The sequence below is a fragment of the Bacillus cereus group sp. MYBK108-1 genome (assembly GCF_051917185.1).
Lineage (GTDB): Bacteria > Bacillota > Bacilli > Bacillales > Bacillaceae_G > Bacillus_A > Bacillus_A cereus.
The window spans coordinates 746,037-770,714 of the sequence record NZ_JBQAHZ010000001.1 but is presented as its reverse complement, the minus strand read 5'-3'; the positions used below and the strand labels follow the sequence as shown (position 1 = coordinate 770,714).

The window sequence follows — 24,678 nt, the reverse complement described above, 5'->3', positions numbered from 1 at the left end:
TGAGGTGTATTATGGAAAAGAGTCAGTTTTTATTATCTGTGAAAAATTTGTGTAAAACTTATAAGGGCGTTGGCTATGAAGTTAAAGCGCTAAAAAATGTATCCTTTGATTTATATAGAGGTGAGTTACTTGCAGTTATGGGAACAAGTGGTTCAGGAAAGAGTACATTACTTAACATATTAGGTGCTTTAGATAGTCCAGATGAAGGCACTATTTTGTTAAATGGGGAAGTGAAAAATAATATGTTTACTGAACCATATGCGACAAAATACCGGAGTGAGAATATAGGGTTTGTGTTTCAATCATTTAATTTATTGAAAGATTTATCAGTTAAAGAAAATATTGCATTACCGCTTATTTTAAAAGATATAAAAAAAGAGGAAATAGACACTGAGGTACAGCAGATGATAGAACTAGTTGGTTTGGAAAACTGGTCTAATCATCGACCAGTTCAACTTTCAGGGGGGCAACAGCAACGTGTTGCTATCGGAAGAGCATTAATTACATCACCACCTATCGTATTAGCTGATGAACCAACTGGGAATTTAGACTTTAATAGAACTACAGAACTTTTAAAAATGTTAGTAGAGATGAAAAAAAAATTAAATCAAAGTATGGTTTTAGTTACACATGATCCCAATGTAGCAACATACGCAGATCGCGTGATTTTTTTCCATGATGGAAAAATTGTGGACAATTATGTATGTGATAATGGACCGGTCGATATGGAAAATATTTTAGAGAAGTTTAAAGCGTTGATGGAGAAAGTGCAATGATTAGATCTATTAGGGGAATAGCATTACGTTTTTTTAGAGCGAATAAATTTATTGCATTGTCATCAATTGTTAGTGTGATGTTGTCCATTTCTTTAATTATCACAATGGGAACTTTCTCGGTAAATGCTAGACATTCAATAGAAAATAAAGTTAAACAGATATATGGAGATATGGATTTATCAGTTGGTTACAGTAGTGATCAAACAAAAGTCATGGATAAGTCCCTATTAGATAAAATTACATCCTCAAAAAGTATTAAACAATCATCGAGTGCCTTGGTTACACGTTTAAAAGTAGATAGTTTAAACACAAATATGTATACAGTTGGGGTTCAAAATGATGTACTAACAAAAAGTAAATATCATTTTAATGAGAATATAGAATCCAATGAGGTGATAATTAATAAAGAATTAGCTCAAGTATTGAAGGTTCGAATAGGGGATAGTATTTTAATAGAAAATAAACAATATAAGATAAAAGAGTTATTGACAGATTTAGATGCAACGGGGATGCCTCCTGATATAATTATATTATCTAAAGATACAGTTCAACGACTTATGCAGGAAAAGAATAGTAAAAATATTGAAGCCACTTATGTTTTAATTAAGATGAAAGAAAATGAAGATGTACTAACATTAGCTAATCAAATTAGAGAAATTGATTCGGACTTACGAATTGATGTAACAGAAGAAGATGAATTTTTAAAGAGTAATCTAGCCTCATTAAATATATTTATGATTATTTTGTCGGTACTCATGCTTGTTGTTACTTCATTAATGATTATTTCTAATTTTGAATTGTTTTTATATAAATATAAAAATCAAATTTCTATTATGAGATCCATTGGAGCGACAACAAAACAAATATTTAAAGTTGTGTTATTTCAATGTAGCTTGATTAATATTATTGGTACTATCTTGGGCTTTGTGCTAGCTGTGATAAGTAATCAATTCTTGCAAAAATGGCTGGAAAAATTATTTTCTTTTCAAATTAGTTCGTTAGGATTTGATTATAAAATAGCAGTAATGGTCATGATTTTTGGCGCAATATTGATTGAAATATTCATGCTTTTGCCCTCTTATAAGAGTGCAAAAGTGTTGCCATTTAAAATTATGCAGGACAATGAAAAAGTCGATTTTTCTAATAAAAATAAGTATTTGAAATTTGGGAAATTCATAACTTTTATCAGTATAGCTCTAATTCTTATAGGAAGATTTGTAACTTATGGAGAAGGTACAAGAGTAGCGTTTGTATTAATTGGATCACTGTTATTAATATTAGGGATATTTATATTGTTTCCTATTTATCTTCCAACGTTATTAACGCGCACTTTACCTATCATTAAATATCTTACTGGTAATACATCATTTGTAGCAATTAAGAATCTTATACCACAAGTAAAAAAGAATACATTTGTTGTTTTGACTATTAGTACAATGATGATTATTGCTGTTTTTGGATCGGCACTATTAAAAACTATTCAAAAGAATGAAGAAGCATATTTAAAACAAGAATATCCAACAAATATTATTGTGAAAAGTCATTTAAGTAAAAATTCAACAATTAAGCATGCAGAATTGCAAGCGGAGATAAAAAAAATAAAAAGTGTTAAGGAAGTAAGCACGCTAAGTAATTTTGTTTCTGCAGAATTGAAGAAAGGCGATCAATATGTTTCTTTTAATTATGCATTAGCTGATTTAAAGGAGATGGGGAAACAAAATTTACTTCCACTTCTTTCTACAAATGTGGAAAAAAAGGTTGTTATTACTAAAGGTTTTGCGCTACAACATGATCTTCATGTAGGGGATAGTATTGTTCTTGGTATGTACTCAGAATCCTCACAAAAAATAGAAGAGAATGGAAGAGTTGTTGTGGGGGAAATCGTTCAAAAATTATCTGGCTCAAATGTAGAAATGTATATGGATTGGAGAAATAAAGAATTTAATACAGATTTCACTGTATTTAGTCGTTTATTTATTAGCTCCAACGATGAAAAATATACCTTGAAACAATTAGAAGAATTAAAAAAACAGTATCCAGAATTACAAATCAATAGCTATGAACAGTCGGTCAAAAAGGCAAAACAAATGTTTTATCAAAGATGGTCCATATTTATTGTAGTGATGATAGTAATGGTGTTTAGTGTTATGTTAGGAGTATTTAATACTCTTATTAATAATATAAATTCAAAAAGAAAAGAATTTGCTGTTTTAAGGACGATATGTATTGATAAAAGAGGGATTATAAGGGTCATAATGACACAAGTTATTCTATATATCCTTATAGGATTAATACTTGGTACTTTTGCCGGGATTCTATTAACATATGCTATTAGTTTAATTGATCATGGGAAAGTATATATTGATTTTATTTTTGTGAATACGATTGTAGGAGTTATGTTAGGAATGGCGTTTATTATTTTTGTTCCTTTTGCAAATCGAATAGGGAAAAGAAAGGTTTCTATAGAATTAAATCAAGATAATAAATAATAGGCCATCATTATTGTAAGTTTTGAACGAATTAAGGTATTATTTATCATACTCAAAATTCTCCAGATCTAAGAAGGCTTTCACCACTGTATATGTCTTTATAGCGTTATTAATGATAATAGTGTGGAAATGAAATATACAGCTGAACTAGAAAAAGCACTAACAGACGCTGTAATTCCTGTAGATTAACAAGAACAGGCAGCTGCGTTAGCATAAAATAGAGAACCACCTGAAGGGGAGCCTTTAGGTGGTTTTTTCTCTTGACTAAAAATAAATAAAATGTGTTACAATGATGATAGAGTATTTAGTATGAATTTTGCATAAAATAAAGAAGACAGAAGCCTGAGAAACTTCTGCCTTGTGTAACCTAACTTGCTATTGTGGTGGTAGTAGGTGCGGTTATAAGACAATTACATTAACGTTTTAGCCGAGAACCGCCCTTACTTTTTCCACGAAGCAGGGTGGTTCTCGCTTTTTTGTATACAGAAATTAGCCATGGACCGACGTATCTTCTACCGATGACAACGCCAGCTCCGGTTAGGATACCATACACTAATTTAATTACAAACATCGCGATCATATTATCACCTCCCCCCTTTTTTCAAAATGGAAGAGATGATTGCCACACCTACTAGTTATAGCTTATTAAGTTACGTATTCATTGTATTATGTTTTAAAATAGGGAACAAGACATATAGATAAAAAGCCCTAGTTTTAAATGGTTGGGTAGTGTGTAAAGCGTGTTTTGTCATATACAACTTATTTGTGACCGCCTACAAGTTAAGGTTTTCATTTGAGTTACGTTTCTTTTCTTTAATTTCATTAAGTTGTTCCATCAAAAATGTAGCATCAGATTTTGTTAATTCAACTTTCGGAATGCCATTTTCAAAAATGATATAAGTTTCTTTTAGTTCGTCAGTAAGTAAGCGTCTTTCACTATGGTTTACAGGAGTAATAACAGGTTGCTGGTTAATTTGAGTTTCTTTATGTTGCTTATCTTTTTGCTCTTCACCATCGTTAATATCTTCAAGCTCTTTTTTCCAATCATTACGATCATCTATAATAGCTTTTATAAATCTATCCATAGCAGTAAATATTGTTATAGAAATCCATGTCATATAATCTGTGATTGGATTTGGAATATCGAGTTCTATTAATACACTAAAATCTTTAAAACTTTTCAAGATTACTAAAATAATGATTAAAAAGTAACTTATAATTCGCCTGACATTTTGTTCTACTTTATTTCTTGTTAAATAAACAAACATAACTAAAAAAATAGGGATACTTAAACAAAAAATATAAAATAGATGTATCGAGATATTATGGAAAGTAGTGATTCCGACTATTATTACAAACAAAATTAAATCATATAACAAAAATGTATAAAGGGTTTTAGAAGAATTTTGTATTCGGTTTATAATATAAAAATTTTTATAAGCAATTTTTTTTGATAGTTTTCCAATTATGCCTTTGTACTCTACACCGTGTGCTCGTAAATTAGATAAAGTGCTTCCAAATAATATAATTACTGTTAAATAAATTGAACATACGTAAACAAATTTATTTATCGCTTGTTCACTTTTGAATAGAAGTGTATCAAAAGTGGTATAAATAAACCAAATTGTCGCAACTAACATTATAACTTCTATAACTATCAGGAATCCGGATAGTTGTTTTTTGAAGCTTTTAATTAAAAATGATGACATAAATTTACTTATCTTTTCTAAAATAGGGACTACAATCTTAGTTACTAAAAAATATACTGGAACGGGAATTAGTATAAACATTATTAATAAATATATAATAAAACCTGTTAAATCATTCACATCTATTTCCTCCCAAACTATTATTGTTGCTATCTAGATTTACTCGAATGTATTGTACCCTCTTGTAAATCTGGAGAATACTGCTAGAAATTGATTTGCATCTAGTTGTGAGTAGGAAACCGACAATGTTTTTGAATGGTGAAATTCACTGTTGAGATCCCACTTAATTAAATTTATATTATTTTTTTCTAATATATTATAAATTCAATTTTACATACAAAATTATTTTATGATATTCTTTCTGGTTACTCAAGGTGTGCTTGTTATAAATTCCAAAACCTTCGAATCACTCCGTTATAAAATGGTTAATCTTACTGGCGTTATACATGCGTAAAGAATGTTTTTAGTACTGTAAATGATAAAAGTGTTCAAATGAAATACACAGCTGAATTAGAAAAAGCATTAACAGAGCTGTAATTCCTGTAGACCAACAAGAACAGGTAGCTGCGTTAGCGTAAAATAAAACACTACCTGAAGGGGACAGTGAACGTCAGTTCATGAAAGGTTGTTTTAATATTAATATCCTTTATATTACACTATATAAAACATTAGTTATTATACACCTTATTATACCAATAAGTACATTAAATACCATACTTGTATTTAATATATTAAATCTGTAATATTTAGTTTGTTAGAAAAATGTCAAGAAGGAGATGTATTATGAAAAAAATAATTTCAAGTCTTTTAGCGTTCTTAATGTTGTTTAGTTTTATTGGAGGGACTTTTGCTGAGGCGGCAGAGAATCGTTTAACTGACGAAGAATTGCTGAATCTTGATATCTCGGAAACGGAATTAAATGATGATGTTTTAATGTATATTGATACAATTAATCCAGATTTTGATTTAGCTACGTTGTTAAAACAGGAAGAAGAAATCTCATTTGAGCAATCTTTATTAGAACAGCCAGAACATATTATCAATGAATTTGAAATTCAAAGAAACCCAGTTGTAATTGCGGCGTTACTTAGAACGGTAGCTCAATTAATTAAAAAGTATGGTGTGCCAGCTTATCATTTAGCTCAAAGAATGCATGAGAGAGGTATTTCAGCTACTCAGGTATATAACGCAATTGCCAAAGGGAAGAAATACTATGATCCTGACCATAATTCAACTGTTTATCATTTTGGGGGTGTAGCTGTAGGGAAAAAAGGAGGAACTTTTACAACTACCTATAAACAAAAAAATCCAAAAACAAGATGGAGACCGCTATAATAAGATATGAGGTGTAGCATGAAAAAATTAATTACGTATGATTCTGAAATTCAGATGGCATATCTATATGTAATTCCATTCACTTCAGAAATTGAGATTGAATCGACTGAAGAATTGGAAGAAAATCCAAAACTAAATTTAGATATAGATCAATTTGATCGTATAGTAGGGATTGAGTTTTTTGGAGAAAATGCTCATAAATTAAAAGAATTAACAAATATGAGTAAAATATATAAAAAGAAAGCTTCAAACGATAATGCATACATATACTCATTTAGAGTTTCTCAGGATAATTATTTGCAAAAAGTGTTATTTCAAAATGTTGTATTTTATTTTGCAGATAAGAAGTATGAAGAATTTATTGGTTTTGATATTATCAAGCCATCTTTGTATGGCCATGAAATATTAGATTCTTTAAGTGAGTGTTAGAAAGAAGGAGGACTCAATGAAATGGGTTCTCTTTTTCATTTAGCGATGAGGAGAATCTTGACGATGGAAAACTAACACAAAATCCTTATTGCAAACTTAAAGAGCGCCTTGGGAGAGAGGCGCTCTTTAAGTGAATGTATTGTAACGACTATTCGGTTCATTATATGCAATTTGCTAAGAAAGTGATTTTATAAAAAGGTTATTTTAAAAAGAATGGAGCAATTGATGGAATCAAAAGTTCCTAAGGTACTATTCATTAGGTATTTTTTCAACGATAGCATCCTTTGCGATTGGTGGTGTAGATTTAGTCGTTACGCCGAAGGATATAACGAGTTTATCTCCCAATTGATAATTCCTATTTTTTTCGATGGGGATTTTTAATAGTTTATTTGGAATGAATTTTATTGCTTCCATCTCTGAGTAGGAAAGTGCTTCCTTTTGTGTAGCGGTATCTGCCACGAGTATGTATACAGTGTCAATTGAAATAACATATCCTGTGAAAGTGAATATAGATTAAAACTTAATTTTGAAAAAAGAAGCTTATCTTCTACAAGTAAATGAAGTGTAACTTTAAGTAAGTATAGTATAAGCGTGATTAAAAATATTATGTGGAAGTTAAAGAGGTAGTTCATCTATAAAGGTGTAACAAAACGGTATGAACATTGTCAGCCGAATTTTTTTATGAATTTATAAAACTTTTCCATAGGTTGCATCGTCTAATATATGGGAAGGAGGGAATGCTATGGATGAATTAACGATAGAAGCGTTTGAAATAGAAGATAAGGAACTTCTTATCGATGAAATTATGAACAAGTATGGACAAGAAGTCCTGCAACTTGTGTATTCATATGTAAACAATAAAGAGGTTGCTGAGGATGTAACGCAAGATATATTTGTGAAATGCTATAAATCTCTTCATACATATAAAGGGAAATCGAATGTGAAAACGTGGTTATGGAGAATTGCGATCAATCATTGTAAGGACTATATAAAAAGTTGGTATAACAAAAAGGTAATCGTTACAGAGGATGAATTTGCGTATATTGGGATTCAAAATGATAGTGTCGAACAAACTGTTATTCAAAATGCGGAGGACCGTGAGCTCGCTTCTGCAGTAATGAATTTACCGATAAAATATCGAGAAGTGATTTATCTATTTTATTATGAAGAGCTTTCAATTAAAGAGATTGCTATGGTAATAGACGTAAAGGAAAATACGATAAAAACGAGACTAAAAAAAGCGAAGGAACTTTTGAAGGAAGGATTGGAGGAATAATCAAATGGAAGATCGATTACAAGGCTTGCGAAAATCAATGGAGAACACAACGTTTAAACATTTGAGTTTTTCTGATCAACACCAGAAGCAGGTGCGCGAAAAAATTAAGCAATCGTCTGAAAAGGAAGAAGATATCCTTTTAGCAGTGTTACAACTTCTTATGAATGAAAAATCAGGTTATGAATTGATGCAGTTGCTAAGAGGGAGAGGAATTCAAAAATTCGAAGGTGATGAAGGGTCTCTATACACTTTATTACATCGTTTAGAACAGAATCGCTTTATCCAATCTAGCTGGGATCACGCAGGAGCTAAATATTATCAATTAAATGATAAAGGAAACAAGATGCTGCGAAAGGCAGAGAAGAATGCTACGAAGGCACGATTTATATTAAAAGGATTAGTACAGGAGTGAGAAAAAATTGAACAAAAAAGGGGAGCGTTTTTTAAAAGAAGTTACGAACCATATTAAATCAAAAGAAGCGAAGGACTTAGTAGCAACGGAACTAGATTTTCATTTGAAACAGACGAAAAATATGTGGGTAGAGAAAGGCTTAAGTGAGGAAGTTGCTGAAGATAAGGCTGTTGAACAAATGGGAAGTCCAATTAAGCTTGGCCAGGAACTTAATAAACTACATAAGCCAAAGGTTGATTGGTTCTTAATTGGTTTATTAGTGGCTGCGATGGGGCTAGGGTTTTTGCCAGTTATAGCGCTTGGACATGCTGACTTATTAATGAATAAGGTGATATTTGTAATTCTCGGTGTTACAACAGCGATTGGGATGATGCTATTTGATTATCGGAAGTTAGAGAGAATCGGGTGGCTGTTTTATACAATTGGTGTACTTATCTTGTTAATAATAAAGTGTTTTCCTACTGCTTTTTTGAATGGTGAGCCATTAATGAAAATTGGTTCCATCATAATTGACTGTCTAATGACAATACCATTCTTCCTTCTAGCCTGGGCTTCTTTTTTCAATAACAGTAGATTAAAGTTTATACATCTTCTCATGTTGTATTTATTTTCTTTATATTTATTTCTAACTACATCAACTCTTTTACCACTGTTCATCTATATCACGATGGTATTTGTTATGCTTTGGTGGAGTAGGCTAGGAAAGAAAACGGCATGGCTCATTACAATGTTACCGATTTGTTTCTTTATTATTAGGGATTTATTTTCCTGGTCTGCCGTAAAAGAATACCGGATAGCTAGAATTTTAGGTTTTTTAAACCCAGAACATGATCAATGGTATTTACGTTTAAAAGAGGCGATGTCATCGGCAGGTTGGTTTGGTACATATGGAAATATAAAGTCTATCCCTGCTACCCATACTGATTTTGTGTTTGCAAGTTTGACTTACTATTATGGATATGTGCTTGCGCTAGTTCTTGTCGTGATTCTTTCTCTTTTTGCAGTAAGAATAATGACCATATCTTATAAAATAAACGATCGATATGGTAAATTGCTACTCGTTGGTGGAGTAACTCTTTTTGTATTCCATTTCATTTATAACGTGGGCATGATTTTAGGATTATTACCACGCGTTTCTATATCATTACCTTTTATTAGTTATGGATTAGTACCAACTCTGTTTCACGCATTTATAATTGGAATCGTGCTAAGTGTATATCGGCGTAAAGATATGTCGTTTAGAATGAGAAAAACACCTTGAATCATCAAGGTGTTTTCGTTATAAGTTCAAAACTATCCGAATCAGCCCCAAGCACAAAAGGACTAACCTCACCAACGCTATAAAGGTGCAACTCATGCATCGCGCGCGTACAAGCAGTATAGAACAATCTACGAACGCTCTCATCACTGTACACATCTTTAGAAGCATCGTAAATAATAACGGCATCAAATTCGATACCTTTCGCTAAGTAAGCAGGGATCACGACAATGCCTTGCTCATACTCGGCTGAGTTACTTTTCACAAGTTTAATATTCTCGATATGACTAAGTGCTTCGTAGGCAGCGGCGCTTTCAGCTGCGGATTTACAGATGATTGCGATCGTATTGTGCTGCTCTGTTTGTAGTGCAGCAACTTTAGCAGTAATATGTTCGTGTAGTTCGTTGTGATTAGCTACTTTCGTCACTGTAGGTTTCGCGCCGTCACGTTCAAAGGCGTGAATGTTCTTCCCTTCCGGTACGAGAGCACGTGTAAATTCAATAATCGGTTTTGTTGAGCGATAGCTACGAGTTAAGTTAATGCCGTTTGTTTCGTCTGGCCCGTATAAATTCGTAAGTGTATCGAAATTCACCGTTTCACTCGCATGGGCAAATATCGCTTGGTTAAAGTCTCCGAGTACCGTCATTCTTGCAGCAGGGAAGAGACGTTTTAAAAACTCGAACTGGAACGGAGAGTAATCTTGCGCTTCATCTACGAGTACGTGTTTAATCGATCTGTTCGTTTGGAAGCCTTCAATTAATTCTTTTAAAAGTAAAAATGGAGTCGCATCCTCGTAATATAGCTTTCCTTCATCAAGCATGTTTACTGTTAATGAGCAAATGTCATCCCACTCTTTCGGTTTTTCCCCAGTAACCCATGATGCATCTGTGAAGAGCTGTTTATATATGCCTGTGAAATTGATGAAACGCAATGTTTGAACGCCTTTACGAAGTGGCTTCATTTTTTTACGGACAATCATACGCCCAAGTACTCTTGTTTCTTTCTCAAAGTCTTGAAAGGAGTTGTCGTCAAACTCGCCTTTTTTCTGTAAATATTTATAAGCCTTTTGGTATTCATCTTTACTAAGTAATTCAATTTCCTCTTCTACCCAAGGCTTTTTCAGTTCTGCTTTTTCAAGTGCATCTATTTGTTTATTTAGCCAATCCGTTAACTTTTCAATTCTATTATTGAAACGAAGGGAGGAGTCTGTATTGTAAAATTGCTCTGTAATTTCTTTAGCTGAGGCGATTAGTTTCCCTCTAAATTTCATTCCTCTAAATAGCATACCTGAAGATTCAAGAGATTGTCTGTACGCTCTAATCATCTCGAAAAATTGAGTGGATGCTTTAAATCGGATGCTCGCATTTCTCGTTTTATAGGTAGGGCTATTTGTTTCAGTTAGCATATATTCTAATTGCTCATAAGGGTCTTCAACGTCAAATGACTTACTCAGTCTATGATTTAAATATTCTTGGAATGTCACTTGCTGCATATTTTCTTCACCGAGTTCAGGTAGTACGTTAGAAACGTAGCTATTGAACATAGAGTTAGGGGAGAAGAGAATAATTTGATCCGCTTTTAGCCATTCGCGATATTTATATAGTAAGTAGGCGATTCGCTGCAGGGCAGCTGATGTTTTACCACTACCAGCAGCTCCTTGCACGATAAGGAGTCGGCCTTCATCGTGACGAATAATTTCATTTTGTTCACGCTGAATTGTAGCGACGATGCTCTGCATATGTTTGTTCGTACCTTTTCCGAGCGCTTGTTGCAAGATTTCATCGCCAATTGTAAGGCTCGTATCGAACATAGAATCAATCTCGCCATTTTGAATAATGTATTGTAATTTTTTCTCCACATTACCGCGAATTACGCCGCCTGGTGTGTTGTACTCAGCCGGTCCTGGTGGATAGTCGTAATAAACACTTGAAATTGGGGCGCGCCAGTCATAAATAAGAAAGTTTTCTCCGCTTGCATCAGTAAGGGTAGAAACACCGATATAGATTTGTTCTGCGGCAGGTTCGCCTTCTTCAGTAAAATCGATGCGTCCGAAGTAAGGTGCTTTTTGCATACGTCGCAGCGCGGCAAGTCGATTAAAGGTGTGTTTATGGGTGATTTGTGTAACAGCTAGTGATTGAGCTTGTTGTCTTAAGTTGATAACTGTTTCAAGGTAATCGTCAAAAGTATCTGTATTCACTTTCACATCATCCCAAAAGTGTTTACGGATGTTGATTACTTCTGTCCGGCGTCTGCCAGTTTCGTTTTCCAGTTTATCAATTTGCTGCGTAATCGTTTCGATTACGGTATCCAATCGTTTTTGCTCTAGATCAAGTTTTTTGTTCATACGTAAGCACTCCTTTAAAAGTGAAAAATAGAGGTTGACTGAAGAAAGGTTTTGTTGTACAATTAAGATACGGATAAATACGTTCTGTGTATTTTAGAAAACGTGTTTCTGTACTAATTTAACATAGTTTCTTAATTTAATCAATAATGATGAGATAAACCCTTGGTTCCACGCGTTGTGAATCAAGGGTTTTTTGTTTTTCTGTAAGAAATAATTGCAATTTTGCCGAGGATGATCTAAGTAAAGTATAGAAACAATCAGGAATAGGGGGATACTGATGGGAAAATATTTTGAGGAAGCACATCGTTTTTGTTCTCGTAATAGAAAGCACTTAGAAAAGGATGTTATATGTGGTTGTTTCTATTGTTTAGAAATTTTTCATTCAAAAAAAATTACAGAGTGGTGGGATGATGATAACACAGCAGTTTGTCCGCATTGCGGGATTGACTCTATTATAGGAGAAAGTTCTGGATTTAAAATTACAGAAATGTTTTTAAGTGAAATGCATAAAAGATGGTTTTAGTTAAACGAATGAAAAAATAAACTTTCGTTAACGAAGAGGATACATAAAAAAGCTCAGGCCTAAGCCCAAGCTTTTTACTTCATTATTTCTTTTCTTCTTTTTTATCGTCAGCTTTTTTCTCTTCGAAAAGATCTTTTAAATCTTTATCGTCAACTTTTACGTCAGCTTTTTTGATTTCTTTCATCATAAGATCATTCATGAATGCAGCATCTTGTGCTTTCTTCTGAACTAGATCTTTTTTGATGTCGCCTTTTACTTCATCAAATGGTTTTTGTTCTTTAATGTCTGTTACTTTAATGATGTGGTAACCGAATTGTGATTTCACAGGTTCGCTTACTTCATCTTTTTTCAGCTTGTAAGCAGCATCTTCGAATTCTTTAACCATTTTACCAGCAGTAAAGTAGCCAAGGTCTCCGCCTTTTTCTTTTGAACCAGTATCTTCAGAGTATTGTTTCGCTAACTCTTCGAAAGATTTACCTTGTCCAAGTTCTTCTTTTACCTTTTTCGCAGTAGCTTCATCTTTTACAAGAATGTGGCTTGCTTTAATTTCAGGCTTGTAGTTTTCTTTTAGTTCTTTATCAGTGATTGTTTTCTCGATAGCTTTTTCTTGAGCTAATTGAGCACGTACACTATTTTTTATAGTTTCTTCTTTAATACCTTGTTGTTTCATTAGGGTATCGAATTGATCACCGTATTGTTTTTTCATTTCATCGAACTTTTTGTCTACATCTTTGTCTTCAACTTTGTAGTTTTTAATAAGTACTTTTTCCATAACCATGTTGTTTAGTACTTGTTTACCAGCTTGTGTCTTCATTTGATCGTAGAATTCTTCTTTTGTAATGTCACCAGCTTTAGATGTAACGATTTTGTCTGATGATGATGTTCCACATGCTGATAATGCGATTACACTTGTTGCGGCTAAGGCAAGCATAGCTTTCTTCATTCGATAAACACTCCTACTATTATGTATTTTTAATTTATCCTACACCGATGAATTTTAAATTCATAAGAGCCCGATTAAGTCTCACTGATACTTTTGCTTTTTGTATTGGTAAAGCGCGCTTAACAGGGCTTACCGTGGCTGAGGATAAAGTTTTGATGAATGTTTTGTTCTATAGTATAAGCAATATGTACAAAATTTAATATATCATATTTCGACGCGTTTTCATATTGATAAAGAAAAATTAACCAGTACGTGTCAGATTTTGAAAGTGTGCCATATTGGGCGTATGCCGCATATACAGAATAGAGGAGGGGATGGGGATGAATTCTCAACTTATTTTATTACTTGTACTGTTTATTTTATTGGTTATTGTAGGTATAATTTGCTTATAGAGGAAAAAAGTGAGGAAGGGGCTTTCCTTCCTCACTTTCCATGAAATATAATTTCTATATAACTAGAAATTAATAAAATTGTTATACATACATTAATAACCCGAAAGACACCGGGCTGGCGGCTCGCAGCTATTTGTTTTCGTTCACACAGTGTATGTGTCATGAAATTCGTGTAAAATATAACAAGAAGTGCGAATGCGACAAAAACAACTGTTATAAGTGTCATGAGGCGAGACCTCCTTTTGGCTAAAATACATATACATATATTGTATCACACGATATTTTGTTCGTGTTACAAAATTCAGAAATAGAAGACTTTGTGTTAGAAAGTGAGGGAGAAAATGGACGTTGTTAGAAGATTAGAACAAGCTGAATACTATGTAGACCTACTATTTAAAATGATTGATGAAGAGAAGTGTCCATTTTATTCTTTGATCATAAAGAAAAAAGCTCGTAAAAAAGATATTGAACGTATACTAAATCTTTGTGAAAAACTGAACGAGCAATATGTAGTGGAGAAAGCAGAAGGGCTTCTTTTGTTCGATGCGCTGTTAGATCAATTTGAAAAAGCGCTTCCACATCAGCTCGAAGTACACGAAACTGCGGAAGCGCTAGCAAAACAAGGTTTATTTAAGCCGCTTATGAATGAATTCTTAAGCATGATTGCGAAAAAATAAATAGATTATTTCTTAACTAACTTTTGATCGGATTCTGTAAAGTTCTCTTCAATATCTTCTAATGATTTCTCAAAAATATCGATAAAGTCTTGTCCGTAAATATTACGCAGGATTGCAATCAGTTCGATATTTTCTGGGAACTTCCCATAAAAATTACGAAGTGCAAGAGCCCCATTAAACACTGAATTATTTTCAGGATCATACTCCTCCATTAAGCGAAGTAGTAATTCTTCCCCTTTGTCTGTAATTTCAATGTACGTATTTCGTTTATCATCTTCCTTTTTTGAGAATACAAGATAGCCACGTTCTTCTAGCTTTTTAGAGAAGTTAAACGCCGTTGATACGTGCATAACTCCAAACTTAGCAATCTCAGAAATAGAAGCCCCTTTTAAATGATAAGCGATTGTTAAAATATGATGTTCATTAATATTTAAATCGTAAGGTTTAATCCACTGCTGCCAATCTTTCTCTACACATTTCCATAACGCTTTCGATAATTGAGCAATGCGTTGGCTGAAAATCATCGCTTCTTTTACCGAGTAATCTTTTTCTCCACTTTTCATTTACTCACCCACTTTAACATTCTTTTTTCATTACTATCTATTATGCCAGTAAAATAAAAATTAATAAAGTCTTTTTGTGAGAATTGTGAAAATTTTTCGGAAAAATGACATTCTATACAAATCATGCATAACTATGGAAGCGTTTTATGAGTCATGAATACATACGTTGTCCTTACATGTTAAGTGATAACATATATTGTAAATGCATAAAAACACGGCATATCTATACGACATGCCGTGTCAAGGTCAATTTATATAAAAAAATTTGTTATATGCAAAAAACTAAGCAGGAATTTGTTTACGCTTTTTCTGGAACAGCTTCTTGTAGTTTCTCAATTGACTTTTGGATGTCCAAAATTTCTTTCTCAATATGGCGCTTGTTTTGAGAAATATCTTGCTTCCAGTTAGAAAGTGTATCGTGCATATCGTCTTTTAATTCTTGGAACACTTCTTTACCTTCTGAAGCAGTTTCAACGATTTGACGTTTTAATAATTTCGTATCAGCTGTAATATCAGCTAAAGTCTTTTTAATATCATTTCCTTTTTCTTTTAACTTGCCGCGCATGTCTTTACCAGAAGAAGGAGTTGAGAAAAGAACAGCTAGTCCAGCAACTGCTCCGCCGCAAATAACACCTGTAATAAAGGATTTAGCTTTTGACATAAAAGGAGGCCTCCTTATTTTTTGTTCGTATTCATGATGGAAAAATATGCATATCTTTCTTATATGTGCTATGCACAAACAATCATCCCTGAGCATTTTAAGTAAAGAAACAAGCCATGCGGAATTTGATGACTTCAGGGAAGTGGCTTGTTATGTATTACGCCTTCTTATAGTGTCATTATTTCACACTATTTGCAATTGTACTTGCGATGTTTTGTAAATTTTCCATAGTGTATTCATTTTGGTGTGATTTCCAAACAGCACCGAAACCATCTTTTTCACCGTAGCGTGGAATTAAATGAAGGTGGAAGTGGAACACAGTTTGTCCAGCTTTTTCACCGTTATTGTTAAGTAGGTTAAAGCCAACTGGATTAAACTCTGCTTTAATCGCATTTGCGATTTTTGGAACGACAGAAAAAATATGTGATGCGATTTCTGGCGTTAACGCAAAAATGTCTTGTTTGTGAACTTTCGGAATAACAAGAGTATGTCCTTTTGTTACTTGACTAATATCTAAAAATGCAAGCACATGTTCATCTTCGTATACTTTTGAGCAAGGGATTTGCTCGTCAATGATTTTACAAAAAATACAATTGTCTGCTGTATGATTCATTGATCTCATCCTTTCAAATATCCTTAGCCGTATTTTACCATAATTACATAAGAGAACAAACACGAAAAACAGGAAGCTGACTCAGCTTCCTGTTTTCTGAAGAGGGATTGAAAAAGCATTATCGTAATTTACGTTTCGCAGACACCTCATTTATTTAAGAAATGCACGGTAAATCGGCTAAAGTTTCTGCCGCAGACACCCCATTTTCAAGTGAAATGAATTGCAATCTTTTTTAAAATGAAATTGTTTATTTTTTAAAACAGTATATGCTCTTTCAGAGACACCCCGTTTCGAAAATGAAACAAATGATCTGGTTATGTGTAAATTTCATTGTCCAACTTGGACACCCCATTTCATGATGACTTCACTATGTTGTTGTACTCATCAATTGGTGGTTGCTTTTTCAATGTGTTCCTTCTTCAATAATTATGATGTCCGCTTTCGGGAAAATATATGCTAATAAATTTTAAAAATTTTTTTGAGTACATGGATACTATGTAGTACAGCATAATTTTTGGTAAGATGAATATAGAATGAATACTAATGAAGAAAGTGGTGTCGTATGAGCGAGTTATTGCGTGTAGAAAATGTTACGGGAGGATATACGAAACGACCTGTATTAAAAGAAGTTTCGTTCTCTGTTAATAAAGGCGAACTTGTCGGCTTAATCGGTTTAAATGGAGCTGGTAAAAGTACGACGATTAAACATATTATCGGTTTAATGGAACCGAAAAAAGGAACTGTCACAATTAATGGGAAAACAATTCGTGATGATATGACAGCGTACCGTTCTAGCTTTTCATTTATTCCGGAAACGCCGGTATTATATGATGAATTAACGTTAGAAGAGCATTTGAAATTAACAGCTATGGCGTATGGCGTTGATGAAAAACAATATGAAGAACGTGTAGGACAACTACTACAAGAGTTTCGTATGAAAAATCGTTTAAAATGGTTTCCATCTCATTTCTCAAAAGGGATGAAACAAAAAGTAATGATTATGAGCGCATTTTTAGTGGAGCCATCTCTTTACATAGTAGATGAACCTTTCGTTGGATTAGATCCGTTAGCGATTCAATCCCTTCTTCAAATGATGGACCAAATGAAAAAGAGTGGTGCCGGTATTTTAATGAGCACACATATTTTAGCGACGGCAGAGCGTTATTGTGATTCGTTCATTATTTTGCATCAAGGTGAAGTAAGAGCGAAGGGAACGCTATCTGAACTGCAATCACAGTTTAATATGCCAGGTGCAACGTTAGATGATATTTACATCGCGCTAACAAAGGAAGAAGATTATGAATAGCACAGCGTTATGGAAAGAACGATTTCGTCACTTTCTAAAAGAAGTTCGTACATATAGTAAATACGTATTTAATGATCATTTGAAATTTATTTTCGTGTTCATCATCGGTGCGGGAGCGTATTATTACCAGCAATGGTTACAAACGTTAACAACTTCGTTTCCAACTGCGCTCGTAATGGCAGTATTAATTGGACTCTTGTTAACGGCTGGATCCATTCAAACGTTATTAAAAGAAGCGGATCTCGTTTACTTACTGCCAGTTGAAGAAAAGTTAAAACCTTACTTCACAAAGGCATTTCTTTTTACATTTATGATTCAGTTATACATAATCGCAATCGTAGCAGCCGCGCTTGCTCCGTTATACTTCCAACAAATGAAGCAAACAGGAGCTGGCTACATATGGATCGTACTCGCATTTGTCATTGTAAAAGCGTGGAATTTATTTGTAGCGTGGGAAAAGTCATTTTTAACAGATCAAAATATACAAAGGGCTGATTGGTTTATTCGTTTTATCCTAAACGGTTTATTTGTATATTTCCTTGTAGAACGTACTTCAGTTCTTTTCATTGGTGGAATCGTCCTTCTCATGGTGTTATACCTTGCTATCATGCATCAAATGGTCAAAGGAAAGCCACTAAACTGGGAGTATTTAATTTCCGAAGAAGGTAAGAAGATGATGCTACTGTACCGCATTGCGAACATGTTCGTTGATGTACCAGCATTAAAAGAAAGAGTAGCCCGCAGAAAATGGCTAGATTTCATTCTGTCGATGATAGGCGAAAAGCGTACATATTTATACTTATATACGAGAACATTTTTAAGATCTGGTAATTATTTTGGATTATATGTGCGTCTGCTCGCTCTTGGCGGAGTAATTCTTTACTTCATTCCATTTTTATATGGACGATTTATCGTAAGCCTTATCTTCCTATACTTAATCGGTTATCAGCTATTAACTTTATGGAAACATCATCGCATGAAAATTTGGCTTGATTTGTATCCAGTAGGGGGAGAAGAGAAGAAGAAAGATTTTCTTGCTTTATTAAACGCGATTCTAATCATCGGAAGCGTAATCTTTACAGTTATATTTGCACTAGCAACGAAAGATTTCATGATGACAGGAATTTTACTTATCGTAAGCATATTATTTAGTATCGGTTTCGTTTACCAATACGGGGCGAAGCGCATTGAGCGTTTAAATTGAAAGGAATGAACCTATGATTACATACGAAGAGAAGGTTATAAAAGAATTGGAGCAGTGGAAAGCTACATTCATGAAAGATTCTTCTATGATGACACGGTTCTCCAAAAAAGTGCAGACGAAGGTGCAACAGCTCATTCCGGCGAAAGTACAAAAGGTACTAACAGAGACGATTCGTATGATGGTGCAAACGATTAGCGCCGGGTCAAACTTTATAAAGCCGAAGCTAAAAGAGACGACATGGTCACTGCAAAGACGTGACGATGAAGTTCGTAAAAAAATGGATGAGTACAAAAAAATAGCAGCGGCAGAAGGAGCAGGGACTGGAGCTGGTGGTATTCTCCTCGGTCTTGCTGACTTTCCGCTTTTACTTACAATTAAAATTAAATTTTTATTCGATGCAGCGACATTGTACGGATTTGATACGAGTAAACAAGAAGAGCGTCTTTTTATCCTTCACGTTTTCCAACTTGCCTTTTCAAGTGACGATCACAGAAAAGAAATATGGAAAGCAATCGAAACGTGGGATACAGAAAAAGAAAATCATATGGACTGGGAAAAGTTCCAAACAGAATACCGAGACTATATCGATTTAGCAAAAATGCTTCAGCTCGTCCCAGTAATCGGTGCCCCGGTCGGCGCATATGCGAACTATCAATTATTACAACGACTTGGAGAAGTGACGATGAATTGCTATCGTATGCGATTGCTGAATAGGGATTAAAAACAAGGCGTTCTACATATGTAATGTAGGACGCCTTTTCTTAGAAGCTAAGTCCGATATAGCTAATTCCAACTATAATCAATACGATAAAAAGTACAATGATTAATGAAAATCCGCTCTTACCAGCTTGTCCCGCTTCACCGCCGCCATTACCACCACTACCGCCATTACCACCAAGTCCCATATGATATCCTCCTTATTGTTATATGTTGCTTTTACTTTATAACTTTCTGTATTTTCCAATAAATACCTTCTGTAGTGCTAACTAAATTGAAAATCATTTCGTTTTGTTTTATAATTTACTTACCGACCGGTAAGTAAATTATAAGTGAGGTACAGTATGACGAAGAATTTACAAACATCGCAGAACATTGTAGAGGCATCATTTAAACTTATGGCAGAACACGGCATTGAGAAGATGAGTCTTTCCATGATTGCGAAAGAGGTAGGTATTTCAAAACCGGCTATTTACTATCATTTTTCTTCTAAAGAAGCGTTAGTTGATTTTTTATTTGAAGAGATTTTTTCTGATTATCATTTTACAAAATACTTTAATGAAGAGCGGTATACGAAAGAAAACTTTGCAGAAAAGCTAATCGCAGATGGTTTACATATGCTCTCTGAGTATGAAGGGCAAGAAGGAATACTACGCGTTATCAATGAATTTATCGTAACTGCATCGCGAAATGAAAAGTATCAGAAACGTTTATTTGAAATACAAGAGGATTTTTTGCATGGTTTCCATGATTTATTGAAGAAAGGCGCGAGACTGGGCGTTGTGTCACAACATGAAACGGAAGAAAATGCTCATACGCTAGCGCTCGTGATCGATAATATGAGCAACTATATGCTCATGGGATTCCAGTTAAAGTATAAAGAAATTTGGATTCGAAATGTGAAAAACGTAATGAAGGAGGAGTAAAAATGAAAATGCAAAAAAACTGGTGGCTCGGTTTTCTTGGATTTATTGGGGTTTATAAAATACCAGGTATGATTGAAGCTTTTCAAGCGGATGGAAATTGGATGAAGTTAATCGGTTTCATTTGGCTACTTTGGTTCGGATATTTTATTCCTGAGAAGAAAGAAGATTAAATTCCAATTTTCTGTAAAGTTACGTAAAATATAGATTAAGAGTATTCATATATTAGATTACTAGATTTGGAGTGGTTACATGGATCCATTGAAAAATGAAATTCACCCTGACATGGTCAAGGTGTGGAAAGTTCGTGCTGTAATTGAAGAAGGGATCGGTATACTCGTCATTTTAGCTTACCTTTTCCTCATGATAAAGTTTGATTGGTGGGCGTGGATTTTGTATGTAATGATTGGGCTGACAGTTGTGTTCGCACCATTTTCGTACTTCTTATTCCCGAAACTACGTCAACGTTATTACAGCTACCAACTAAATGAAGAAGAACTTGAAATTCAGCATGGCCTTTTCGTTGTTAAGCGTGTATTAGTGCCGATGATTCGTGTACAGCACGTAACGATTGAACAAGGACCAATTATGAGAAAATATGGCTTAGCAGAATTACACATTTCAACAGCAGCAACTTCTCATAGCATCCCAGGCTTAACGATGTATGAAGCAGAAATGTTGAAAACGAAAATCGCAGAATTAGCGAAAGTGAGTGATGAGGATGTATAAGAGGCAGCATCCAATCACGATGTTATTAGAATTAAAAATAACAGATTTTATACCACTCATTATTTTCATGTTTAGCTTAAACGGAAAGTTCCCGTTTTGGTATTTAATTCCCGCAGCATTTGGTTTACTCACCGTTTTTTCAGCGTTTGAAAAATGGTATTACACAACATATTGGGTTGAAAATAACGTATTACATGTGAAAAAAGGTCTCTTCGTGAAAAAGGAGAGCTACTTAAATAAAGAACGTGTTCAAACGATTAATACAAGTTCTAACGTACTATATCAAATGCTCGGTTTGAAAAAAATTCAGATTGAAACAGCTGGCGGAGGCGATGAAGCAGAAGTTAGCTTAGCTGGAATTACGGTAGAAGAAGCGACAGAGCTTATCGCAATGTTAAATGAGTCGGCTTCAGAATTGAAAGTAGAAAAAACATTAGAAGAAGTAGAAGTAAAAGAAATTATTACAGAGGAAAAACAAGCGAGAGAATACAAATTAACGTGGAAAGAGATTTTAATAGCCTCTGTTACATCTGGTCAATTTGGATTATTATTCTCATTAATCTTTTTTGTGTATCACCAAGTAGATGAGTACATTCCGAAATGGATAGAGAATAGCGTAAAGTCGTATGTAATGGAACATGATATATATGGCTGGATTTTTATGATAGCCATTTTGCTCGTCCTTTCGTGGATTATATCGACAATTGGTTATGCGCTAAAACATGGAGATTTCACAGTGAATCGAAGAAATGACGAAGTCCGTATTTCGCAAGGATTACTGGAGAAAAAAGAACTCGTACTAAAATTGCACCGTATTCAAGGGATTACGATAAAAGAAGGTATTTTACGCCAACCGTTCGGTTATTGTGCTGTGCAAGTAGAAGTCATTCAAAGTAAGGGAACGGGTGACGAAAAAGAAAAAGTTACACTGCATCCTATCATTCGAAAAGATCGAGTGCAACAGTTACTCGCGCATTTACAATTACCATACGAACTGAATGCAAATATTACTTCGTTACCAAAAGCAGCATTGCGCCGTTATCACATTGATAGTTTCATCTTTTTCGCTATGCTCGCAATCCCGCTTACTGGAATAAGCATATACTTTGAAAAGTATTACATCATGTGGGCATTATTACCGCTCGCAATCCTTATCTTTACACTTGGATACGCAACATTTAAAACAAATGGTTACAGTGTTAACGGAGAACAAATTACACTTGTCTATCGTAGCGTCGGAAAATATACAGGACTTATTAGAAGAAGACACGTCCAATCAATGGAGAAGACACAATCATATTTCCAGCGCCGTGCGGATTTATGTACGTATAAGTTTTCGAGTGCATCATCTAGTTACAAAATAGAGCATACGAGAGTAGAAGATGCGGAGAGAATGCAGGATTGGTATAAGAAGAAGTTAAGTGAGAATTAAGTGGAACGGCTCGTCTTTCGCGGAAGACGGGCTATTTTTTTATGCGAAAATAATGAATAATATATGTAAAGAAACAAGCGAGGTGAATGAGAGTGAGCAAATTTTTAATACCGTATTCATTTTCTATATTAAGTTTCTTTATTTCAGCAACAGCACTTGATTTATATGATAGGATGGGAAACAATAGTGAGCTGGTTTCGCCGAACATAATTGGAAAGATAATTCAATCTACTGCGCAAATGGGAGTCCTTACATTGTATTTCGGAGTACCTATTATTTTAGGTGGCTGTCTACTTGGTGAGCTATTGTTTAGAGGTATCATTTTACGATTTAAACTCAGCTATATTATATCTTTATTATTATATCTACTTTTAGCTTTTAGTATTGTTTCTGTAACGGTTGGAATTCCAACTACATATGAGGATTCTAATACTACTTTCATGGTAATAACTATGATTTGCGCTGTTACATTCTTTATGGGCCGGAATATATGGGAGAAAAAAGAAATGAATAATGAAGTAACAGAATGAAATATACATGTCCGTGCTGCGGGTATAGAACAATAGAAGAAGAACCACCAGGTACATATGAAATTTGTAATATGTGTTACTGGGAAGATGATGAGGTACAGTTTAACGATCCTGACTTTGAAGGCGGTGCAAATGAAGTCTCGTTAAGACAAGCACAGAAAAATTTTATTGCATTTGGTGCTTGCGAGGAATGTTTTATTGGATTAGTTAGAAAACCGACTAGTGAAGATGTGAAGGATGCTAGTTGGCAGCGAATTTGTTAAGTGAAATGTTATTACTCAATTCAATGGGAGTAATAACATTTTTTATTTAGTGCTGAAAGAATTACTGCCGTCTTATAAGGTAATAAGAAGGACTAAATTGGTAAATTTTATTAATGGATATATTTTCAATAAATACAAAAGTATAGATGTATAGTCAGCTTTGTGTGTTTAATGTTATCATATTGAATGATATGGAAATTTTTAATAGAATAAGTAACTAAAAATTCAAAGGTAATGAAGCTTTTGTTGTATAAAGAAAATACTTAGTAGTAATCAACAATATTAAAAATAAGATTCGTATTTATATAAATTTAGTAGAAATGGGGTTTTAAAAAGGAATGAGTATAAGCATAACGCGGCAAAAGATTTTGGCGGCCGCTTCTCAAATTGTGCAATGTAAAGGGGTTGCTAAATTAACCTTAGAAGCAGTGGCAAAAGAGGCGGGTGTAAGTAAAGGTGGATTATTGTATCACTTTTCAAATAAAGAAGCTTTAATAGAAGGTATGATAGTCAGAGGGGTAGAGGATTATGAAGGGGCCATTTACAATAAAGTAGCGGAAGACTCAGAGAGGAAAGGGAGATGGGTTCGCTCTTTTGTAGAGGAAAGATTAAATAATGAGAGAAGAACAGAAGAGTTATCTAGTAGTATGATGGCAGCATTCATGTTAAAACCTGAATTACTTGAGCCATTACAACAATCATTTCAGCAACTGCAAAAGAATATAGAAAATGATGAGATAGATTCAGTTTGTGCAACAATTATTAGATTAGCAGCAGATGGATTATGGTATTCGGAATATTTAGGGGTTGGAAGACTAAGCCCCGAGTTAAGAGAAAAAGTGATTCAAGCTCTTATTAGTAATTCATATAAATAGAATATGCGAACTATATAATGCAAAAATAATTCACCATTGCTTCTTTAATGTAGTGGTGAATTGTTTTTTTTATTAGAAAAATAGAACAATTTTATAGAGTATTGAATTATAACCGTCCAGACGGTATAGTAATATTTGGTTTAAGAGGAAAATGAAACAAAAAAAGAATAAAAGATATTTTTAGCACACTATTCGAAAGGATAGGCCGCAAAGCTTAGAGTCTACGGTAATACATATTGGTTACTAAGATCGTCTGGTTGCACATTTTTGATGCAACCAGACGATCTTTTTTTGTTATA

28 protein-coding genes, 1 pseudogene and 1 riboswitch are annotated in these 24,678 nt (G+C 33.9%); of the genes and pseudogenes, 19 read left to right on the top strand and 10 right to left on the bottom strand.

What is annotated here, in order from left to right; genetic code table 11:
* The first annotated feature begins 11 nt into the window (after positions 1–11).
* Both ACTFSL_RS03980 and ACTFSL_RS03975 read left to right on the top strand, forming a co-directional pair.
* Positions 12–776, top strand: a complete 765-nt coding sequence (locus ACTFSL_RS03980) for an ABC transporter ATP-binding protein (RefSeq protein ID WP_000415763.1) — start codon at positions 12–14, stop codon at positions 774–776.
* Positions 773–3,265, top strand: a complete 2,493-nt coding sequence (locus tag ACTFSL_RS03975) for an ABC transporter permease (protein ID WP_078404171.1) — start codon at positions 773–775, stop codon at positions 3,263–3,265. Before ACTFSL_RS03980 ends, ACTFSL_RS03975 begins: the two co-directional genes overlap by 4 nt.
* 415 nt (positions 3,266–3,680) lie before the next feature.
* On the opposite strand, the gene ACTFSL_RS03970 is transcribed toward ACTFSL_RS03975, so the two are convergent.
* Both ACTFSL_RS03970 and ACTFSL_RS03965 read right to left on the bottom strand, forming a co-directional pair.
* A complete protein-coding gene (locus tag ACTFSL_RS03970; protein ID WP_440041201.1) occupies positions 3,681–3,845 on the bottom strand; it encodes a hypothetical protein in 165 nt (54 codons plus the stop codon).
* Positions 3,846–4,038: 193 nt separating this feature from the next.
* The gene (locus tag ACTFSL_RS03965; protein ID WP_440041199.1) at positions 4,039–5,094 is read right to left on the bottom strand and encodes a hypothetical protein; all 1,056 of its coding nucleotides are present in this window, start codon (positions 5,092–5,094) and stop codon (positions 4,039–4,041) included.
* Positions 5,095–5,757: 663 nt separating this feature from the next.
* Between ACTFSL_RS03965 and ACTFSL_RS03960 the strand changes: the two genes are divergently transcribed.
* Together ACTFSL_RS03960 and ACTFSL_RS03955 are read left to right on the top strand one after the other, a co-directional pair.
* Positions 5,758–6,309 carry a hypothetical protein gene (locus ACTFSL_RS03960; protein WP_327886655.1) on the top strand — a complete coding sequence of 184 codons (552 nt, stop codon included), beginning with the start codon at positions 5,758–5,760 and terminating at the stop codon, positions 6,307–6,309.
* An 18-nt stretch (positions 6,310–6,327) separates the two neighbouring features.
* The gene (locus ACTFSL_RS03955) at positions 6,328–6,738 is read left to right on the top strand and encodes a DUF2283 domain-containing protein (protein WP_069355158.1); all 411 of its coding nucleotides are present in this window, start codon (positions 6,328–6,330) and stop codon (positions 6,736–6,738) included.
* 249 nt (positions 6,739–6,987) lie between these two features.
* Here the strand turns inward: ACTFSL_RS03955 and ACTFSL_RS03950 are convergent.
* Positions 6,988–7,242, bottom strand: a pseudogene (locus ACTFSL_RS03950) (DUF3221 domain-containing protein); the annotation flags it as partial.
* A 238-nt stretch (positions 7,243–7,480) separates the two neighbouring features.
* Between ACTFSL_RS03950 and ACTFSL_RS03945 the strand changes: the two are divergent.
* The 3 genes from ACTFSL_RS03945 to ACTFSL_RS03935 are packed head-to-tail and all read left to right on the top strand — an operon-like array spanning position 7,481 to position 9,687.
* On the top strand, positions 7,481–8,014 hold the full coding sequence (locus ACTFSL_RS03945) for a sigma-70 family RNA polymerase sigma factor (RefSeq protein WP_098583930.1): 534 nt from the start codon (positions 7,481–7,483) through the stop codon (positions 8,012–8,014).
* 4 nt (positions 8,015–8,018) lie between these two features.
* Entirely contained in the window at positions 8,019–8,426 is a 408-nt protein-coding gene (locus ACTFSL_RS03940; RefSeq protein ID WP_440041197.1) for a PadR family transcriptional regulator, read from the top strand.
* 7 nt (positions 8,427–8,433) lie between these two features.
* Positions 8,434–9,687, top strand: coding sequence for an FtsW/RodA/SpoVE family cell cycle protein (locus tag ACTFSL_RS03935; RefSeq protein ID WP_059304044.1), 1,254 nt, complete (start codon positions 8,434–8,436; stop codon positions 9,685–9,687).
* 4 nt (positions 9,688–9,691) lie between these two features.
* Here the strand turns inward: ACTFSL_RS03935 and helD are convergent, their stop codons facing one another.
* Entirely contained in the window at positions 9,692–12,028 is a 2,337-nt protein-coding gene (gene helD / locus ACTFSL_RS03930) for an RNA polymerase recycling motor HelD (protein ID WP_440041196.1), read from the bottom strand.
* Positions 12,029–12,305: 277 nt separating this feature from the next.
* Between helD and ACTFSL_RS03925 the strand changes: the two genes are divergently transcribed.
* A complete protein-coding gene (locus tag ACTFSL_RS03925) occupies positions 12,306–12,551 on the top strand; it encodes a cytoplasmic protein (RefSeq protein ID WP_088338556.1) in 246 nt (81 codons plus the stop codon).
* Between the two features lie 82 nt (positions 12,552–12,633).
* Here ACTFSL_RS03925 and prsA read toward each other — a convergent pair whose 3' ends face one another.
* Together prsA and ACTFSL_RS03915 are read right to left on the bottom strand one after the other, a co-directional pair.
* Positions 12,634–13,494, bottom strand: a complete 861-nt coding sequence (prsA, locus tag ACTFSL_RS03920; RefSeq protein WP_088338555.1) for a peptidylprolyl isomerase PrsA — start codon at positions 13,492–13,494, stop codon at positions 12,634–12,636.
* A gap of 423 nt (positions 13,495–13,917) precedes the next feature.
* The gene (locus ACTFSL_RS03915) at positions 13,918–14,112 is read right to left on the bottom strand and encodes a hypothetical protein (protein WP_000172690.1); all 195 of its coding nucleotides are present in this window, start codon (positions 14,110–14,112) and stop codon (positions 13,918–13,920) included.
* Between the two features lie 115 nt (positions 14,113–14,227).
* On the opposite strand from ACTFSL_RS03915, the gene ACTFSL_RS03910 reads away from it, so the two are divergent.
* A complete protein-coding gene (locus tag ACTFSL_RS03910; RefSeq protein ID WP_000383655.1) occupies positions 14,228–14,563 on the top strand; it encodes a DUF1878 family protein in 336 nt (111 codons plus the stop codon).
* Between the two features lie 5 nt (positions 14,564–14,568).
* Here ACTFSL_RS03910 and ACTFSL_RS03905 read toward each other — a convergent pair whose 3' ends face one another.
* The 3 genes from ACTFSL_RS03905 to ACTFSL_RS03895 form a co-directional block, all read right to left on the bottom strand.
* On the bottom strand, positions 14,569–15,126 hold the full coding sequence (locus tag ACTFSL_RS03905; protein WP_000834924.1) for an HTH-type transcriptional regulator Hpr: 558 nt from the start codon (positions 15,124–15,126) through the stop codon (positions 14,569–14,571).
* Between the two features lie 298 nt (positions 15,127–15,424).
* Positions 15,425–15,787, bottom strand: coding sequence for a YtxH domain-containing protein (locus ACTFSL_RS03900; protein ID WP_000030300.1), 363 nt, complete (start codon positions 15,785–15,787; stop codon positions 15,425–15,427).
* A 178-nt stretch (positions 15,788–15,965) separates the two neighbouring features.
* A complete protein-coding gene (locus tag ACTFSL_RS03895; RefSeq protein ID WP_410992655.1) occupies positions 15,966–16,400 on the bottom strand; it encodes an HIT family protein in 435 nt (144 codons plus the stop codon).
* Between the two features lie 562 nt (positions 16,401–16,962).
* Here ACTFSL_RS03895 and ecsA point away from each other — a divergent pair.
* The 3 genes from ecsA to ecsC are packed head-to-tail and all read left to right on the top strand — an operon-like array spanning position 16,963 to position 19,631.
* Entirely contained in the window at positions 16,963–17,706 is a 744-nt protein-coding gene (ecsA, locus tag ACTFSL_RS03890) for an ABC transporter ATP-binding protein EcsA (protein ID WP_113304915.1), read from the top strand.
* Positions 17,699–18,910, top strand: a complete 1,212-nt coding sequence (ecsB, locus tag ACTFSL_RS03885; RefSeq protein ID WP_440041195.1) for an ABC transporter permease EcsB — start codon at positions 17,699–17,701, stop codon at positions 18,908–18,910. The genes ecsA and ecsB overlap by 8 nt, the downstream gene beginning before the upstream one ends.
* A 13-nt stretch (positions 18,911–18,923) precedes the next feature.
* Positions 18,924–19,631 (top strand): ecs operon protein EcsC, encoded by a 708-nt coding sequence (gene ecsC / locus ACTFSL_RS03880; protein WP_000634142.1) that lies wholly within the window; start codon positions 18,924–18,926, stop codon positions 19,629–19,631.
* A 40-nt stretch (positions 19,632–19,671) separates the two neighbouring features.
* On the opposite strand, the gene ACTFSL_RS03875 is transcribed toward ecsC, so the two are convergent.
* Positions 19,672–19,815: a YjcZ family sporulation protein gene (locus ACTFSL_RS03875; RefSeq protein ID WP_000522759.1), complete on the bottom strand. Its 144-nt coding sequence runs from the start codon at positions 19,813–19,815 to the stop codon at positions 19,672–19,674.
* Between the two features lie 156 nt (positions 19,816–19,971).
* On the opposite strand from ACTFSL_RS03875, the gene ACTFSL_RS03870 reads away from it, so the two are divergent.
* The 7 genes from ACTFSL_RS03870 to ACTFSL_RS03840 all read left to right on the top strand — a co-directional run bounded on the left by ACTFSL_RS03870 (position 19,972) and on the right by ACTFSL_RS03840 (position 24,379).
* Complete coding sequence (locus tag ACTFSL_RS03870) at positions 19,972–20,553, top strand: TetR/AcrR family transcriptional regulator (protein ID WP_000164838.1); 582 nt, start codon at positions 19,972–19,974, stop codon at positions 20,551–20,553.
* Between the two features lie 2 nt (positions 20,554–20,555).
* The gene (locus ACTFSL_RS03865) at positions 20,556–20,723 is read left to right on the top strand and encodes a hypothetical protein (protein WP_000783813.1); all 168 of its coding nucleotides are present in this window, start codon (positions 20,556–20,558) and stop codon (positions 20,721–20,723) included.
* Positions 20,724–20,802: 79 nt separating this feature from the next.
* The gene (locus tag ACTFSL_RS03860) at positions 20,803–21,279 is read left to right on the top strand and encodes a PH domain-containing protein (RefSeq protein WP_000371358.1); all 477 of its coding nucleotides are present in this window, start codon (positions 20,803–20,805) and stop codon (positions 21,277–21,279) included.
* A complete protein-coding gene (locus ACTFSL_RS03855; RefSeq protein ID WP_440041193.1) occupies positions 21,272–22,711 on the top strand; it encodes a PH domain-containing protein in 1,440 nt (479 codons plus the stop codon). The genes ACTFSL_RS03860 and ACTFSL_RS03855 overlap by 8 nt, the downstream gene beginning before the upstream one ends.
* Before the next feature lie 86 nt (positions 22,712–22,797).
* The gene (locus ACTFSL_RS03850; protein ID WP_002197494.1) at positions 22,798–23,241 is read left to right on the top strand and encodes a hypothetical protein; all 444 of its coding nucleotides are present in this window, start codon (positions 22,798–22,800) and stop codon (positions 23,239–23,241) included.
* Positions 23,238–23,504 (top strand): CPCC family cysteine-rich protein, encoded by a 267-nt coding sequence (locus ACTFSL_RS03845; RefSeq protein WP_440041191.1) that lies wholly within the window; start codon positions 23,238–23,240, stop codon positions 23,502–23,504. Before ACTFSL_RS03850 ends, ACTFSL_RS03845 begins: the two co-directional genes overlap by 4 nt.
* A 338-nt stretch (positions 23,505–23,842) precedes the next feature.
* Complete coding sequence (locus ACTFSL_RS03840) at positions 23,843–24,379, top strand: TetR/AcrR family transcriptional regulator (RefSeq protein ID WP_000028022.1); 537 nt, start codon at positions 23,843–23,845, stop codon at positions 24,377–24,379.
* Positions 24,380–24,551: 172 nt separating this feature from the next.
* Positions 24,552–24,644: riboswitch (cyclic di-GMP riboswitch) on the top strand.
* The last annotated feature ends 34 nt before the right edge of the window (positions 24,645–24,678 follow it).